This is a genomic window from Kitasatospora sp. NPDC048194 (assembly GCF_043202455.1).
Classification (GTDB): Bacteria; Actinomycetota; Actinomycetes; order Streptomycetales; family Streptomycetaceae; genus Kitasatospora.
The window spans coordinates 34,175-48,386 of sequence record NZ_JBIDAK010000019.1; the positions used below are offsets into that span (position 1 = coordinate 34,175).

The 14,212-nt window shown below is 72.6% G+C and carries 12 protein-coding genes and 2 tRNA genes; 10 read left to right on the plus strand and 4 right to left on the minus strand.

The window, feature by feature from the left end:
* Positions 1-243 precede the first annotated feature (243 nt).
* Positions 244-2,856, minus strand: a complete 2,613-nt coding sequence (gene pepN / locus ACGF07_RS22505) for an aminopeptidase N (protein ID WP_392901452.1) — start codon at positions 2,854-2,856, stop codon at positions 244-246.
* A gap of 222 nt (positions 2,857-3,078) precedes the next feature.
* Here pepN and ACGF07_RS22510 point away from each other — a divergent pair, with 222 nt between their 5' ends.
* Positions 3,079-3,711, plus strand: a complete 633-nt coding sequence (locus ACGF07_RS22510) for a DsbA family protein (RefSeq protein WP_392901454.1) — start codon at positions 3,079-3,081, stop codon at positions 3,709-3,711.
* 114 nt (positions 3,712-3,825) lie between these two features.
* On the opposite strand, the gene ACGF07_RS22515 is transcribed toward ACGF07_RS22510, so the two are convergent.
* Positions 3,826-5,253, minus strand: a complete 1,428-nt coding sequence (locus ACGF07_RS22515) for an amino acid permease (protein ID WP_392901456.1) — start codon at positions 5,251-5,253, stop codon at positions 3,826-3,828.
* A gap of 265 nt (positions 5,254-5,518) precedes the next feature.
* Between ACGF07_RS22515 and ACGF07_RS22520 the strand changes: the two genes are divergently transcribed.
* From ACGF07_RS22520 to ACGF07_RS22535, 4 genes are all read left to right on the plus strand, one after another.
* Positions 5,519-6,118: a biotin transporter BioY gene (locus tag ACGF07_RS22520; RefSeq protein WP_392901458.1), complete on the plus strand. Its 600-nt coding sequence runs from the start codon at positions 5,519-5,521 to the stop codon at positions 6,116-6,118.
* A 47-nt stretch (positions 6,119-6,165) separates the two neighbouring features.
* Positions 6,166-6,651 (plus strand): ribose-5-phosphate isomerase, encoded by a 486-nt coding sequence (locus tag ACGF07_RS22525; protein ID WP_350748994.1) that lies wholly within the window; start codon positions 6,166-6,168, stop codon positions 6,649-6,651.
* 347 nt (positions 6,652-6,998) lie between these two features.
* Entirely contained in the window at positions 6,999-8,225 is a 1,227-nt protein-coding gene (locus ACGF07_RS22530; protein WP_350749971.1) for a PP2C family protein-serine/threonine phosphatase, read from the plus strand.
* A gap of 483 nt (positions 8,226-8,708) precedes the next feature.
* Positions 8,709-8,906 carry a hypothetical protein gene (locus ACGF07_RS22535; protein WP_350749969.1) on the plus strand — a complete coding sequence of 66 codons (198 nt, stop codon included), beginning with the start codon at positions 8,709-8,711 and terminating at the stop codon, positions 8,904-8,906.
* A gap of 32 nt (positions 8,907-8,938) precedes the next feature.
* Here ACGF07_RS22535 and ACGF07_RS22540 read toward each other — a convergent pair whose 3' ends face one another.
* Entirely contained in the window at positions 8,939-9,724 is a 786-nt protein-coding gene (locus ACGF07_RS22540; RefSeq protein ID WP_392901460.1) for a DUF6348 family protein, read from the minus strand.
* A 191-nt stretch (positions 9,725-9,915) separates the two neighbouring features.
* On the opposite strand from ACGF07_RS22540, the gene ACGF07_RS22545 reads away from it, so the two are divergent.
* Positions 9,916-10,455: a hypothetical protein gene (locus tag ACGF07_RS22545; RefSeq protein ID WP_350749965.1), complete on the plus strand. Its 540-nt coding sequence runs from the start codon at positions 9,916-9,918 to the stop codon at positions 10,453-10,455.
* Between the two features lie 111 nt (positions 10,456-10,566).
* On the opposite strand, the gene ACGF07_RS22550 is transcribed toward ACGF07_RS22545, so the two are convergent.
* Positions 10,567-10,637, minus strand: a tRNA-Gly gene (locus ACGF07_RS22550).
* A gap of 159 nt (positions 10,638-10,796) precedes the next feature.
* Here ACGF07_RS22550 and ACGF07_RS22555 point away from each other — a divergent pair.
* From ACGF07_RS22555 to ACGF07_RS22570, 4 genes are all read left to right on the plus strand, one after another.
* Positions 10,797-10,870, plus strand: a tRNA-Pro gene (locus ACGF07_RS22555).
* Between the two features lie 296 nt (positions 10,871-11,166).
* The gene (gene tig / locus ACGF07_RS22560; RefSeq protein WP_350741908.1) at positions 11,167-12,555 is read left to right on the plus strand and encodes a trigger factor; all 1,389 of its coding nucleotides are present in this window, start codon (positions 11,167-11,169) and stop codon (positions 12,553-12,555) included.
* Positions 12,556-12,823: 268 nt separating this feature from the next.
* On the plus strand, positions 12,824-13,441 hold the full coding sequence (locus ACGF07_RS22565; protein WP_350741914.1) for an ATP-dependent Clp protease proteolytic subunit: 618 nt from the start codon (positions 12,824-12,826) through the stop codon (positions 13,439-13,441).
* Between the two features lie 56 nt (positions 13,442-13,497).
* Positions 13,498-14,160 (plus strand): ATP-dependent Clp protease proteolytic subunit, encoded by a 663-nt coding sequence (locus ACGF07_RS22570; protein WP_350741906.1) that lies wholly within the window; start codon positions 13,498-13,500, stop codon positions 14,158-14,160.
* The last annotated feature ends 52 nt before the right edge of the window (positions 14,161-14,212 follow it).

Below are 14,212 nucleotides of genomic sequence, written 5' to 3' on the forward strand. Positions count from 1 at the left end.
GACCGCACCGCGCGGTCCGGCCCTTCCGCGTGCCGCCGCGTCCGCACCGCTGCCAGGGCCGGCCCCTGGGAAGTACCGAGGGGCCCGCCGTGCTCGCGCACCGCGGGCCCCTCGGGGCGAGGCAGTCCGAACGACCGGCCGGGACCGCACAGGGCCGGGCAGGAGGCAGCCGGGCAGGTCAGGCAGCCCGGACAGAGCCCGGGCCGGACCGCCCGGACGGCCCGGGTGGCCCGGACCGCTCGGTCAGACCCGGTCGCAGGCCTGCGCCCGCAGCGCACGCGCCAGGTCGTCCCGGCGCTCCAGCACCAGGCGCCGCAGCGCGGGCGCGGCCTGCGGGTGGCCGGCGAGCCAGGCGTCCGCCTCGGCCAGCGTCTGCTCGTCGGTCTGGGCGATCGGGAAGAAGCCGCCGACGATCCGGATCGCGATCTCGATGGTCCGCTCGGCCCAGACCTTCTCCAGCAGCTTGAAGTACGGCGCCGCGTAGAGGGCGGTCAGGTCGCGCTGGGCCGGGATGGCGAAGCCCGCGCTGTTGGCCTCGACCAGGGCGCTGGGCAGCTCGTCGGAGTCGATCACGGCCGACCAGGCGGCGGCCTTGGCCTCCGGCGTGGGCCGGGCGGCCAGGCACAGGGTGTGCTGGCGCTTGCCGCCCGCGGTGTTGTCGGCGGCCAGTTCCCCGGCCAGCTCCTCGTCGGTGGCCTGCCCGGCGGCGGCCAGGGCCAGCCACAGCGACCAGCGCAGCTCCTGGTCGACCTCCAGCCCGTCGATCCGGGCGCTGCCGGTCAGCAGTCCGCGGACCAGCCCGAGGTGCTCGGCGCCGCCCGCGGTCTGGGCCAGGAAGCGGGCCCAGGCCAGCTGGTGGTCGCTGCCGGGGACGGCCTCGCGCAGCTCGCGCAGGGCGCCGTCGGCGAGTTGCCGGGCGCCCTCGGCGCGCCACTCGGGGGCGGCGTAGAGGTCGACGGCGGTCTTGGCCTGGGCGTGCAGCGACTGGAGGACGCCGATGTTGCCCTCCTGGCCGGCGAAGCGCAGCACCAGGGCGACGTAGTCGCGGGCCGGCATCAGGCCGTCCCGGGTGAGGTTCCAGACGGCGGACCAGGCGAGCGCGCGGGCCAGCTCGTCGTGGATGTCGCCGAGGCCGGTGCGCAGGGTTTCCAGCGAGTCGGCGTCGAAGCGGACCTTGCAGTAGGTCAGGTCCTCGTCGTTGAGCAGCACCAGCGCCGGGCGGGGGCGGCCGACGGCCTCGGCGACGACGGTGCGGGCGCCGGTGACGTCCAGTTCGATCCGTCCGGTGCGCACCAGGGCGCCGTCGGCGTCCCGGTCGTAGAGGCCGACCGCGATCCGGTGGGGGCGCAGCACGTCGCCGTCCTGGAGGACGGCCAGTTCGGTGATCCGGCCCTCGGCGTCGGTGGTGACCTGCGGGGTGAGCGCGTTGACGCCGGCGGTCTGCAGCCAGTCGGCGGCCCAGCTCTTCAGGTCGCGGCCGCTGGTCTCCTCCAGCACGTCCAGCAGGTCGGCGAGTTCGGTGTTCCCGAAGGCGTGGCGCTGGAAGTAGCGGCGGGCGCCCTCGAAGAAGGCCTCCGAACCGACGTAGGCGACCAGCTGCTTGAGGACGGCGGCGCCCTTGGCGTAGGTGATGCCGTCGAAGTTGAGCTTGGCGTCCTCGAGGTCGCGGATGTCGGCGGTGATCGGGTGGGTGGTGGGGAACTGGTCCTGCCGGTAGGCCCAGGCCTTGCGCTGGTTGGCGAAGGTGACCCAGGCGGAGGAGTACCGGGTGCGGGCGCCGATCAGGCCGTAGGAGCCCATGAAGTCGGCGAAGGACTCCTTCAGCCACAGGTCGTCCCACCAGCGCGGGGTGACGAGGTCGCCGAACCACATGTGCGCCATCTCGTGCAGGACGACGTTGGCGCGGGACTCGTAGGCGGCGTCGGTGACCTTCGAGCGGAAGACGAACTCCTCCTTGAAGGTCACGCAGCCCGGGTTCTCCATCGCGCCGATGTTGTACTCGGGGACGAAGGCCTGGTCGTACTTGCCGAAGGGGTACGGGAAGTCGAACGCCTCGTGGAAGAAGTCGAGTCCGAGCTTGGTGACGCCGAGGATCTCGTCCGCGTCGAAGTACGGTGCGAGGGACTTGCGGCACATCGCGGAGAGCGGGATCTCCAGGGTGGTGCCGTCGGCGAGTTCGCGGCTGTAGTGGTCGCGGGCGACGTGGTACGGGCCGGCCACCACGGCGGTGAGGTAGGTGGAGATCGGCTTGGTCGGCGCGAACTCCCAGGTGCGGGCGGTGCCTGCGCCGGCCGCCTCGGCTGCCCGCCCGTCCTCGGACGGGTGGGGCCCGGCCGCGCCGACGCGCTCGTGCGGGGCGTTGGACCGCACGTCCCAGTCGGCCGGGGCGGTGACCGTGAAGCTGAACGGGGCCTTCAGGTCGGGCTGTTCGAAGTTCGCGAACACCCGGCGGGCGTCGGCCGGCTCGTAGTGGGTGTAGAGGTAGGTCTCGCCGTCGGCCGGGTCGACGAAGCGGTGGAGGCCTTCGCCGGTGCGGCTGTAGGCGCAGTCGGCCTCGACGGTGAGGACGTTCTCGGCGGCCAGGCCGTCGACGTGCACCCGGGCGCCGTCGTAGGCGGTGGCCGGGTCCAGGGCGCGGCCGTTGAGGGTGACGGAGCGGACGGCCGGGGCGAGCAGGTCGAGGAAGGTGGCGGCGCCGGGCTGGGAGCAGCGGAAGGCGACGGTGGTGGTCGAGCGGAAGGTGGCGGCGGCCGGATCGGGGGCCGAGGTCAGGTCCAGGTGGACCGTGTAGCCGTCCACGGCCAGGATGCCGGCTCGCTGCTGTGCTTCGTCGCGGCTCAGGTTCTTGCCCGGCACGGCGGTACTCCTTTGTCCGGCTCGCACGGTGGTGCGTCTGTGGATGTCCGGTGCGCGGTGTGCGTCGCGCACGCAGGGGCATCCTTTCACGCCCGCCCCGGCCGGTACCATTGCACAGGCTGCCGGGCGGGGGCCGGAATCACCGGCGCGGGACGGGTGTTGGGTTCGGGATGGGGGTCGCACCCCCGCCGCCTCGGACCACCTCATGAAGGACGACACCCAGTGACGACTGCCGCTGAGCGCAAGACCGCCGACTTCTGGTTCGACCCCGCCTGCCCGTGGGCGTGGATGACGTCCCGCTGGCTGATCGAGGTCCAGCAGCTGCGTCCGGTCGACGTGAACTGGCACGTGATGAGCCTGTCGGTGCTCAACGAGCACCGCGACCTGCCGCAGGAGTACCGCGAGCTGCTGGACAACGCCTGGGGCGCGGTGCGGGTCTGCATCGCGGCCGCCGAGCAGCACGGCGAGGAGGTGCTCGGCCGGCTGTACACCGAGCTGGGCCTGCGCTTCCACAACCAGGGCCTGCCGCAGAACCGGGAGACGGTCCAGGCCGCCCTGGTCGCGGCCGGTCTGCCCGCCGAGCTGGCGGACGCGGCCGACACCGACGCGTACGACGAGGCCCTGCGCGCCTCGCACAAGGAGGGCATCAGCCTGGTCGGCGAGGACGTCGGCACGCCGGTGATCGCGGTCGAGGGCGCGGACGGCGAGCGGGTCGCCTTCTTCGGCCCGGTGGTCACCCCGGCGCCGAAGGGCGAGGCCGCGGCCCGGCTCTGGGACGGCACCCTGCTGGTGGCGTCCACCCCGGGCTTCCACGAGATCAAGCGCACCCGTACGGCGGGCCCGTCCTTCGAGTAGGCCCCGGCCCCGGCACGCGGAAGGGCCCGGTACCGTGCTCGGTACCGGGCCCTTCCGCGTGCTCTCGGCGCCCTCTCGGCGCCTGTTCCAGGCCTTTGAGGCGGACCGGCGGGGTCAGCCCGCCGCCGCGTCCCGGCGCTGCTTGAGCAGGCCCGCCCCGATCAGCAGCGCGACCAGCACCCCGGCCGCGTACAGCTGCTGGCGGTTGCCCTCGGTGGTGGTCATCAGCGCGAGGATGCCGGCCACCGCGGCCATCGCCAACCACGTCAGGTACGGGTAGCCCCACATCTTCACGGTGAGCAGTTCGGGCGCCTCGCGCTCCAGTCGGCGGCGCATCCGCAGCTGGACGATGCAGATGAACAGCCAGACCACCAGGATGGCCACGCCGGTGGTGTTCATCAGCCAGGTGAACACGGTGGCGGGCCAGAACTTGGCGGCCAGCACGGCGCCGAAGCCGAACAGGCAGGAGGCCAGCACCGCCCGGCGCGGCACCCCGCCGCTGACCTTGGCCAGCGCCTTGGGGCCCTGGCCGCGGCCGACCAGCGAGTACGCCATCCGGGAGGCGCCGTAGATGTTGGCGTTCATGGCGGACAGCAGCGCGATCAGCACCACCACCTCCATGATCGCGCCGGCGCCGGGCACCCCGAGGTGGCGCAGCACCGTGACGTACGGACCGTCGGTGACGACCGCCGGGTCCTTCCAGGAGACCAGGGTGACGACCAGGGCCATCGAGCCGATGTAGAAGATCGCGATCCGCCACACCGCGGTGCGCACCGCGTTGGCGACGTTCTTCTTGGGGTCGTCGGACTCGGCGGCGGCGATGGTCACCGTCTCCAGGCCGCCGTACGCGAAGACCGAGGCGAGCAGGCCGACGATCAGCCCGCTGACGCCGGTGGGCAGGAAGCCGCCCTGGCCGGTGAGGTTGCCGGTGCCGGGGGCACCGGGGCCGAGGACCCCGGTGACGCCGAGCACGCCGAGGACGAGGAAGGCGACGATCGCGGCGACCTTGACGGTGGCGAACCAGAACTCGAACTCGCCGAAGTTCTTCACCGCGGTCAGGTTGCTGGCGCAGAAGAACACCATGAAGAGGCCGACCCAGACCCAGGCGGAGACGCCGGGTATCCAGCCGTTGACGATCTTTCCGGCGGCGGTGGCCTCGGCGGCGACGCCGCAGCAGAGCATCACCCAGTACATCCAGCCGGCCGTGATCCCGGCCCAGGGGCCGATCTCCTTCTCGGCGTGCACCGAGAAGGAGCCGGAGGCCGGACGGGCCGCGGACATCTCGCCGAGCATCCGCATGATCAGCATGACCAGCAGTCCGGAGAGGGTGAAGGCGAGGATGATCGCCGGACCGGCGGCCGCGATGCCCGCGCCCGAGCCGACGAAGAGGCCGGCGCCGATGACGCCGCCGAGGGCGATCATCGACAGGTGGCGCTGCTTGAGTCCGTGGCTGAGCTGCTGGCTGCCGGAGGCCGGGCCGTCGGCCGGTCGGCCGTCGGCGTCGGTGGTCCCGGGCGCCGTCGACGCGGAGGAGGGGGCCATAGGGGTGGGTCCAGACTGTGCGGAATGCGACATGAGCTGTCCAATATCCGGTGGGCTCCCGGGTCATGCCAACAATGGCCGCTTCCGGCCCACCATGCGGACCGGAGCACACCCCACCGTGACGGAGTGGTCGCGGAGCGTGCCGAGGGGCCGGTTCCGACAACGTCCGAGGGCCCGGCTTTGTCCGAAACCGTGGCGGCGAGGCAGTGGATCACCGCGTAGGTTCACAGGTGTTCACTCACCTGGACCCTTACGGAGGATCCCGATGGCCCCTGCCACCACCCCGATAGCGCGCCGCGCCGTCCTCGCCGACCTGCTGCCCGCCGCCTCCACCCGTGTCGGAGCGCAGGCCCGTGACCTCGCCCTGGTGGTCGGCGGCGCCGCGCTCACCGGTGCGGCCGCGCAGCTGTCCGTGAACGTCCCGGGCTCGCCGGTGCCGGTCACCGGCCAGACCTTCGCCGCCCTGCTGGTCGGCACCGCGCTCGGGGCCCGCCGCGGCGTCGCCTCGCTCGCCCTGTACCTGCTGGCCGGCATGGCGGGCCTGCCCTGGTTCGCCGAGGGCACCTCCGGCTGGGCGATGCCCTCCTTCGGCTACGTGATCGGTTTCGTCCTCGCCGCCGCCCTGACCGGCGCGCTGGCCCGCCGCGGCGCCGACCGGACGCCGGTGAACACCGCCGTCACCATGGTCCTCGGCAGCCTGGCCATCTACGCGGTCGGCGTCCCGTACCTGGCGTTCGCCCTGCACGTGTCGCTGGCCCGTGCCGCCGAGCTCGGCCTCTACCCGTACCTGGTCGGCGACGCCCTCAAGGCGGCCCTCGCGGCCGGTGCCCTGCCGCTGGCCTGGAAGGTGCTCGGCAGGCGCTGACGCCCCCGTTGTCGGGCCGGGCCGCACGCGCATGCCACACTCATGGCATGCGCGTGTACCTGGGCTCCGACCATGCCGGATACGAACTGAAGAACCACCTGGTGGAGTGGCTGAAGGGGGCCGGCCACGAGCCGGTCGACTGCGGGCCGCACATCTACGACGCCGAGGACGACTACCCGCCGTTCTGCCTGCGCGCCGCCGAGCGCACCGCCGCCGACGAGGACGCCCTGGGCATCGTGATCGGCGGCTCGGGCAACGGCGAGGCGATCGCCGCCAACAAGGTCAAGGGCGTCCGGGCGGCGCTGGCCTGGAGCAAGCAGACCGCCGAGCTCGGCCGTCAGCACAACAACGCCAACGTGATCTCCATCGGCGGCCGGATGCACACCCTCGAGGAGGCCACCGGGTTCGTCGAGGTCTTCCTCAACACCCCCTACAGCGGCGAGGCGCGGCACACCCGCCGGATCGAGATGCTGAGCGAGTACGAGACCACCGGCGAGCTCCCGCCGATCCCGGCCCACCACCCGCAGGGCTGATCCCGCCCCCCACCCGCCCACGACGGCCGGCCGCACCCTCCCGTGCGGCCGGCCGTCGCCGTCCGGGCGCCCGGTGTCCGCCCACCCCCGGCTGCGGGCCGGTCCCGCGGGCCCGCCCCCGGGCCGGGCCTGTGGGATCGGCCACAGGCCTCGGGCGCACGCAGCCTCCCGCGCACGGGGCGCGCACGCCGCGCCCGAGCCCCCGGGCCCAACCGGCGTACGCCTCCTGACGGCACGCCCGCACCGCGCCGATCGGCCGAAACCCTCTGAGCTCCCCGCGCGCCGACGCCGCCGCCCGCCCCCGGCCCGTCGACGCCGGGCCGCACCCGTGGATAGGGTCGGACCCCATGGCTGGCAGACCGCCGGGCGCACCGCCCCAGACGACTGCGACGAGGCCCGGCGCCGCCCCGGCGTCCGAGCCCGTGACGGCCCGGCTGCGCAAGAGGGTCCGCCGGGTCCGCCGGAGGCTGCGCACCGCCGGTGTCGACTACTTCCGCGGCGGCGCCGCCGACTGGCCGGTGCTCGGCGCGCTCGCGCTGCTCGTCCCGCTGCTGATCCTGCTCAATGTCTGGATCCCCGACTGGGCCCCGCCCACCGCCCTCGTCCTGCCGATCCTGGCCGGCGCGCTGCTGCTGCGCCCCGGCAGCCTGGTGGTGCTCTACGCGCTGGCCGCCCTCGGCCTGTCCGCCGAGTCCGTGATCCACACCGGCCAGCGGGTCGCCAGCGAGAACCCGGAGGCCTACACCTACGGCGTGACCCCGGGCGCCGCGCTGGTGGTCGGCGCTGCCGGGGTCGGCGGCCTGCTGCTGGCCCAGTTCCGGGCCCGGGTCGGCGTGCCGTGGTGGGGCGGCTCCACCATGCTGTTCGACCTGCGCGAGCGGCTGCGGGTGCAGAGCCGGGTGCCCCGGTTGCCGGACGGCTGGCACGCCGACATGGCGCTGCGCCCGGCCGGCGGGCAGTCGTTCTCCGGGGACTTCGTGGTGGCCGCCCGCACCGGCCCCGGCCAGCGGCTGCTGGAGGTGGTGCTCGCGGACGTCTCCGGCAAGGGCATGGACGCCGGCTCCCGCGCACTGCTGCTCTCCGGCGCCTTCGGCGGCCTGGTCGGCTCGCTGCCCGCGCACGACTTCCTGCCCGCCGCCAACGGCTACCTGCTGCGCCAGTCCTGGGAGGAGGGCTTCGCCACCGCCGTCCACCTGGTGCTGGACCTGGACACCGGCGAGTACGAGCTGCTCTCGGCCGGGCACCTGCCCGGCATGCAGCGGCTGGCCGGCGCCGGACGCTGGGAGGTCAAGCAGGCCGAGGGCCCGCTGCTGGGGATCTACGACGGCGCCAAGTTCGAGGGCGTGCGCGGCCGGCTGAACCGCGGCGACGTGCTGCTGCTGTGCACCGACGGCATGGTGGAGGCGCCGGGCCGGGACCTCACCGAGGGCATGGACCGGTTGATGGGGGAGGCCGACCGGCTGGTTCCCGGCGGCGCCCCGGGCGCCCGCGCGGGCGCCGCGGGCGCGCTGATCGAGACGGTGGCCCGGGACATCAACGACGACCGCGCCGTCCTGCTGCTGTGGCGCGACTGAGGCGGCTGCCGGCGCTCGGCTGAGGCACATGCCAGCGGCAGCGGCGCTGTCAAGCCTGGCCGCTGATCTTCGGCCATATCGGACGCCCCGTCGACGGACCGGATCAGCGGCTTCCGCTCCCGGCCCGACGACTCTCCCGGCCGCTCAGCCCGCCCCGCCGACCATCCGTCAGAACGGCTCCGCTATCGTCCCGGTCGGCGGAAACTCGTCTCGCATCGCAGGATGTCCGGGGTGGGCAGGCCGTCAGACCTTTACGCAACCGGCACGGTCGACCACACTGAGTCCGGGCGGGACTTCAGGATTCGGGGGAATGGGGGGCGACACGTGCGGCACACCAGACAGCGCACGGGCGTGAGCTCCCCGGCCGGCACTGCGCCGGGCGGTCCGCGATTCCGCCTCGGGACCGTCGGACAGGCCGGGGTCCGGCTTCGCAGGTGCCGCCGGGCGGCGGCGCCACGCTACGAAACGAGGAAGTGAGTCCGGGTGGCACTCTCCGTCTCCGCGCTGGTCCTGTTCGCGATCCTGTGCATCATCTTCATCCGGAACAAGCAGATGAAGATCCCGCACGCGATCGTCGCCGCCCTGTTCGGCTTCATGCTGCACGAGACCACCATGGCGACTTCGATCAACTCGATCCTGTCCAACCTGGCGCACAGCATCTCCAGCATCACCGGCGGCTGACCGGGCCGGGCCGGCGAGTGGGCGAGTAGCGGTCACCGGCCGGCCCGTCGGGCCTCCCGCCAGCGGGCGAACAGACCCCGGGGGCGTGCCGCCGCCGGGGCGCGCCACGGTGCCGGTGCCGCGGCGCCGGCGGGCGCGGCCGGGACCGGTGCTGCCCGTTCCGCCGTCAGCAGCACGAACAGCCGCGCCCAGCACAGCCGTTCGCCCCGGGGCCAGTCCAGCGCGTGCAGCGCCGCGGAGGCCGCTTCCGACACCTCGCCGCCCACCCGGACCTCGGCGATGTCGTCGCCCGCCTTGCCGCCCAGGAAGAGCTTCACGCCCACCGGTCCCGGCCCGGTCACCTCCGCGCGCAGCGCGGGCGCCAGCGCCGGCAGCACCCGGTGCTCGGCGAGCCAGCCGGCCAGGTGCTCGTTGCCGAACCCGAAGACCGCCGCTGGCCCCTGCACCGCGTGCCAGCCCGGGAGTTCGGGCAGGTCGGCGTGGTCGGCGTGCACCCCGCGCCCCTCGGCGAGTTCGACCAGCACCGAGGCGGTGGTGGTCGCCCACATCTTCACCGCGTTCGCGAGCTTCTCCTCCTCGGTCTTGCCGAGGCCCGCGGCGCAGTCCCACACCACCGGCGCGTCCGCCCGGCCCAGGTGCAGCACGAAGCCGAGGTCCACGTGCCCGGAGCCGTCGTCGCCCGGGTGGTCGCGCACCGCCACCGCGGTGGTCCCCGGGCCGCGCACCACGTCGCCGTCCGAGCGGAACACCTGACCGAGGCGCGCCATCTCCCGGATCACGCAGCGCTGTATGACGGCCAGTCGCTCCTGCGGACGCACCGGCTCTCCTCCACCTCGGGGAACGCGCCGACTCCGGTCGCGCTCGAACTGCGCTCGAACGCCGCCGAGGCTATCGGCCCGGCCGCCAACCCGGAAACCGCCCGCGGTCGGGCGCACTCCGCTCGCGGAAATGTCTGGAATGCCCCACTTTGGGGAGCGGAAACTGACGGCCACCCGCCTGGAGAACCCGCATGCCCCGCACCGCCCCGACGACCTTCCCGCCGCTCCTGGTCCACCCGGACGGCACCGGCCTGGTCGCCGAGATCGAGGCGTACCTCGCCTCGCTGCCCGCCCCCGTCCGCACCCCGGCCCCCTACGTCTGCCGGTACGGCGCGACGCTGCGCCCCTGGAACGCCGGCTTCCTGGCCCCCCGGGCGACCCTGCTCGACCGGGTGCTGGGCCGCCCCGCCCGGCCCGTTCCGGTCAGCGCCGCCGACCACCTGCGGCTCGCCTCCCGCTACATCGGCGCCCACGGCTGGCTGCAGGGCGCCATGTGGGACCGGTCCGGCCGGGTCTGCCTGCTCGGCGCCCAGGCCGCCGTCCTGGCGTACGGCTACGGCACCCCGGCCACCGTGCGCACCGCCCGGGTCCAGCTGATGGAGGTGCTGCACGCCACCGGACGGCCGGCGAGCTCCCCGGACGAGTACAACGACCGCCCCACCACCCGGGTGGGCGACGTCCACCAGCTGCTCGACCGGGCCGCGGCCCGGGCCGCCCGGCTCGGGCTCTGACGCCGCGGGCCGGCGCGACCGCCGGGCCCGCTCCGGCCCGCCGGGTCGGACGGGTGCTCCGGAAACGCCGACGGCCCCGGTGCGCTGGGCGCACCGGGGCCGGGCCGGAAGAGCGGGCGACGAGAATCGAACTCGCGTGACTAGTTTGGAAGACTAGGGCTCTACCATTGAGCTACGCCCGCGCGAACCCCGCGAGCCGTTCCCGGCCGGAAGTCCGGGAGACAGCGTACCTGGTCCACCCTTCTCGTGCACACCCGATTCCTCCCGCGCCCTCTTCCGCGCCGCCCCGAAATAGTCGGCGAACCGTGCAGGCCCGGCGTGTACGCTTCTGCTCGGCACCACGGGGTGTGGCGCAGTTTGGTAGCGCGTCCGCTTTGGGAGCGGAAGGCCGTCGGTTCGAATCCGGTCACCCCGACAGTGAGTGCGGCAGGGTCTCGCCCACCGGGGCGGGGCCCTGTTCTGTTGGGCGGTACGGTGGCGTCTGGCGTCCGCCTTTCGTGGTACCGGTAGGATGGGCCGCTGGCGGTAGTCCCTGTGGAGTCCACCCAGGTCAACCGCACGAGGGCGAGGAGTCACGCTCACCGTCCGCCCACGGGAGATGCAGCTCCAACCGCCCATCGCCCGTCTCGCCCGAACCACCCGTACCGGCTCCGGCCGAACGGAAGGAACGGGCGGAGACAATCTGACCGCAAGCCCCTAGGAGACCTAACCGTGAAGAGCGCCGTCGAGACTCTGAACCCGACCCGGGTTCGACTCACCGTCGAGGTGCCCTTCGAGGAGCTCAAGCCCAGCCTCGACGCGGCGTACAAGAAGATCAACCAGCAGGTCACGGTCCCGGGCTTCCGCAAGGGCAAGATCCCGGCTCGCGTCATCGACCAGCGTTTCGGCCGTGGCGCCGTGCTGGAGGAGGCCGTCAACGACGCCCTGCCGCGCTTCTACACGCAGGCCGTCGACGAGGGCAAGATCGAGGTCCTCGGCCAGCCCGACATCACCAACATCGAGGGTGTCGAGAAGATCGCCGACGGGGGTGACCTGAAGTTCACCGCCGAGGTGGACGTCCGTCCGGAGATCACCCTGCCGGAGTTCTCCTCCATCGAGGTGACCGTCGACCCGATCGCCGTCTCCGACGAGGACGTCGAGAAGTCGCTGGAGCAGCTGCGCGAGCGCTTCTCCTCGGTCAAGGACGTCGAGCGCGCCGCGGCCACCGGTGACATCGTGGTCGTCGACCTGGTCGCCAAGGTCGACGGCGAGGTGCCGGAGGACGGCACCGCCACCGGCGTGAGCTACGAGATCGGCTCGGGCCGTCTGATCGACGGCATCGACGAGGCCGTCGTCGGCCTGTCGGCCGGCGAGGAGAAGACCTTCGAGACCGAGCTCAAGGGTGGCACCCAGGCGGGCAAGACCTCCGAGGTCACCGTCACCGTCACCGCCGTCCAGGAGAAGGAGCTGCCGGAGCTGGACGACGAGTTCGCCCAGCTGGCCAGCGAGTTCGACACCCTGGAGGAGCTGCGCGCCGACTCCCGCAAGCGCCTGGAGCGCATGAAGGAGTACGACCAGGCCACCCAGGCCCAGGAGAAGGTGCTGGACGCGCTGCTCGCGCTGGTTGACATCGAGTACCCCGAGAAGCTCCTCAAGGACGAGATCGAGACCCGCAAGCACAACGTCGAGCACCACCAGCTCGAGCCGATGGGTCTGAACCTCGACACCTACCTGGAGACCCAGGGCAAGACCCGCGAGGAGTGGGACGCGGAGATCGAGGAGCAGGCGAAGAAGGGCATCAAGACCCAGTTCGTCCTGGACCAGATCGTCGCCAACGAGGAGCTGGGCGTCAACCAGGAGGAGCTCACCGAGCACCTCATCCGCCGCGCCGCCGGCTCGGGCCTCACCCCGGACCAGTTCGCCCAGCAGGTCGTCCAGGGCGGCCAGGTTCCGCTGCTGGTCGGCGAGGTCGCCCGCGGCAAGGCGCTGGCCACCGTGGTCGAGGCCGCCAAGGTCGTCGACACCGAGGGCAACGAGATCAACTTCGACGACGAGGACGAGACGGCCGAGACCGTCGAGGCCGCCGCCGAGGACAAGGCCGAGGAGGACACCGAGGCCTGAGTGCCCCGGTAGCCCCGCCAGGCAGTCAGCGGGCCCGGACGCCGTACGGTGTCCGGGCCCGCTGTCGTCCGGCGCGGGCCGGGTGCGACCCTGCGCTGACAGCGAACAGTTCTGCGTGAGGGATTCTGCGGCCCGGCCTGCGCGTTAGGGTCCTTGGACAGCAACAATCACGACGTGATACCCGGAAGCTGTGCGACACCGTGACGGCCGCGGAGCGGCCGTCCAAATCGACTGAGCAGGTGGCTAAGTGACGTTCCCGCAGATGCAGATGCCTGGCCCGATGGCGCCGCACGCCGCCGCTGGTGACGTGCTCGGCGGCCTCGGCGACCAGGTCTACAACCGGCTGCTCAACGAGCGGATCATCTTCCTCGGCCAGCAGGTCGACGACGACATCGCCAACAAGATCACCGCCCAGCTGCTGCTGCTGGCCGCGGACCCGGACAAGGACATCTTCCTCTACATCAACTCCCCGGGCGGCTCGATCTCGGCCGGCATGGCGATCTACGACACCATGCAGTACATCAAGAACGACGTCGTCACCATCGCGATGGGCATGGCCGCCTCGATGGGCCAGTTCCTGCTGACCGCCGGCGCCAAGGGCAAGCGCTTCTCGCTCCCGAACGCCAACATCCTGATGCACCAGCCCTCCGCGGGCCTCGGCGGCTCCGCCACGGACATCCGCATCCAGGCCGAGCAGCTGCTCCGCACCAAGAAGCGGATGTCCGAGCTGATCGCCTTCCACAGCGGCCAGTCCTTCGAGCAGATCACCAAGGACTCCGACCGCGACCGCTGGTTCACGCCGGAGGAGGCCCTCGACTACGGCCTGATCGACGCGATCATGCACAGCGCCGCGGACGTCCCCGGCGGCGGCGGCACGGGCGCCTGAGCCTCGGCCCGGCCCACGAGACCACAGCCCCAACGCCCCGGAGGACAAGGACCCCCATGAACATCCCCAGCCTGTCGGCCGCCCAGGCCCGCGTCGAGGACATGCGCGCCGAGGGCCGCTACATCGTCCCGCGCTTCGTGGAGCGCACCACGCAGGGCATCCGCGAGTACGACCCGTACGCCAAGCTGTTCGAGGAGCGCATCATCTTCCTCGGCTCGCAGGTGGACGACGTGTCGGCCAACGACATCATGGCCCAGCTGCTGTGCCTGGAGTCGATGGACCCGGACCGCGAGATCCAGATGTACATCAACTCGCCCGGCGGCTCGTTCACGGCCCTCACGGCCATCTACGACACGATGCAGTACGTGAAGCCGGACATCACCACGGTCTGCATGGGCCAGGCGGCCTCCGCCGCGGCCGTGCTGCTCGCCGCCGGCACCCCCGGCAAGCGGATGGCCCTGCCGAACGCCCGCATCCTGATCCACCAGCCGTACACCGAGACCGGTCGCGGTCAGGTGTCCGACCTGGAGATCCAGGCCAAGGAGATCTTCCGGATGCGCGAGCAGCTGGAGGAGATGCTCTCCAAGCACTCCAAGCGGTCGGTGGAGCAGGTGCGCGACGACATCGAGCGCGACAAGATCCTGACCGCCGAGGAAGCCGTCGAGTACGGCCTGGTCGACCAGATCATCTCCACCCGCAAGACCTCGCTGACCTCCTGAGGACGGCACCGTCGGGGCGGGGCGCGCACCCGGTAGCGCGTCCCGCCCCGGC

Excerpts from the sequence above, each read along its gene's own strand:
- ACGF07_RS22570 (WP_350741906.1), top strand. The coding sequence starts at position 13,498 with ATGAACATCCCCAGCCTGTCGGCCGCCCAGGCCCGCGTCGAGGACATG.
- ACGF07_RS22520 (WP_392901458.1), top strand. The coding sequence starts at position 5,519 with ATGGCCCCTGCCACCACCCCGATAGCGCGCCGCGCCGTCCTCGCCGAC.
- ACGF07_RS22530 (WP_350749971.1), top strand. The coding sequence starts at position 6,999 with ATGGCTGGCAGACCGCCGGGCGCACCGCCCCAGACGACTGCGACGAGG.
- ACGF07_RS22525 (WP_350748994.1), top strand. The coding sequence starts at position 6,166 with ATGCGCGTGTACCTGGGCTCCGACCATGCCGGATACGAACTGAAGAAC.
- ACGF07_RS22565 (WP_350741914.1), top strand. The coding sequence starts at position 12,824 with ATGCCTGGCCCGATGGCGCCGCACGCCGCCGCTGGTGACGTGCTCGGC.
- ACGF07_RS22545 (WP_350749965.1), top strand. The coding sequence starts at position 9,916 with ATGCCCCGCACCGCCCCGACGACCTTCCCGCCGCTCCTGGTCCACCCG.
- ACGF07_RS22515 (WP_392901456.1), bottom strand. The coding sequence starts at position 5,253 with ATGGCCCCCTCCTCCGCGTCGACGGCGCCCGGGACCACCGACGCCGAC.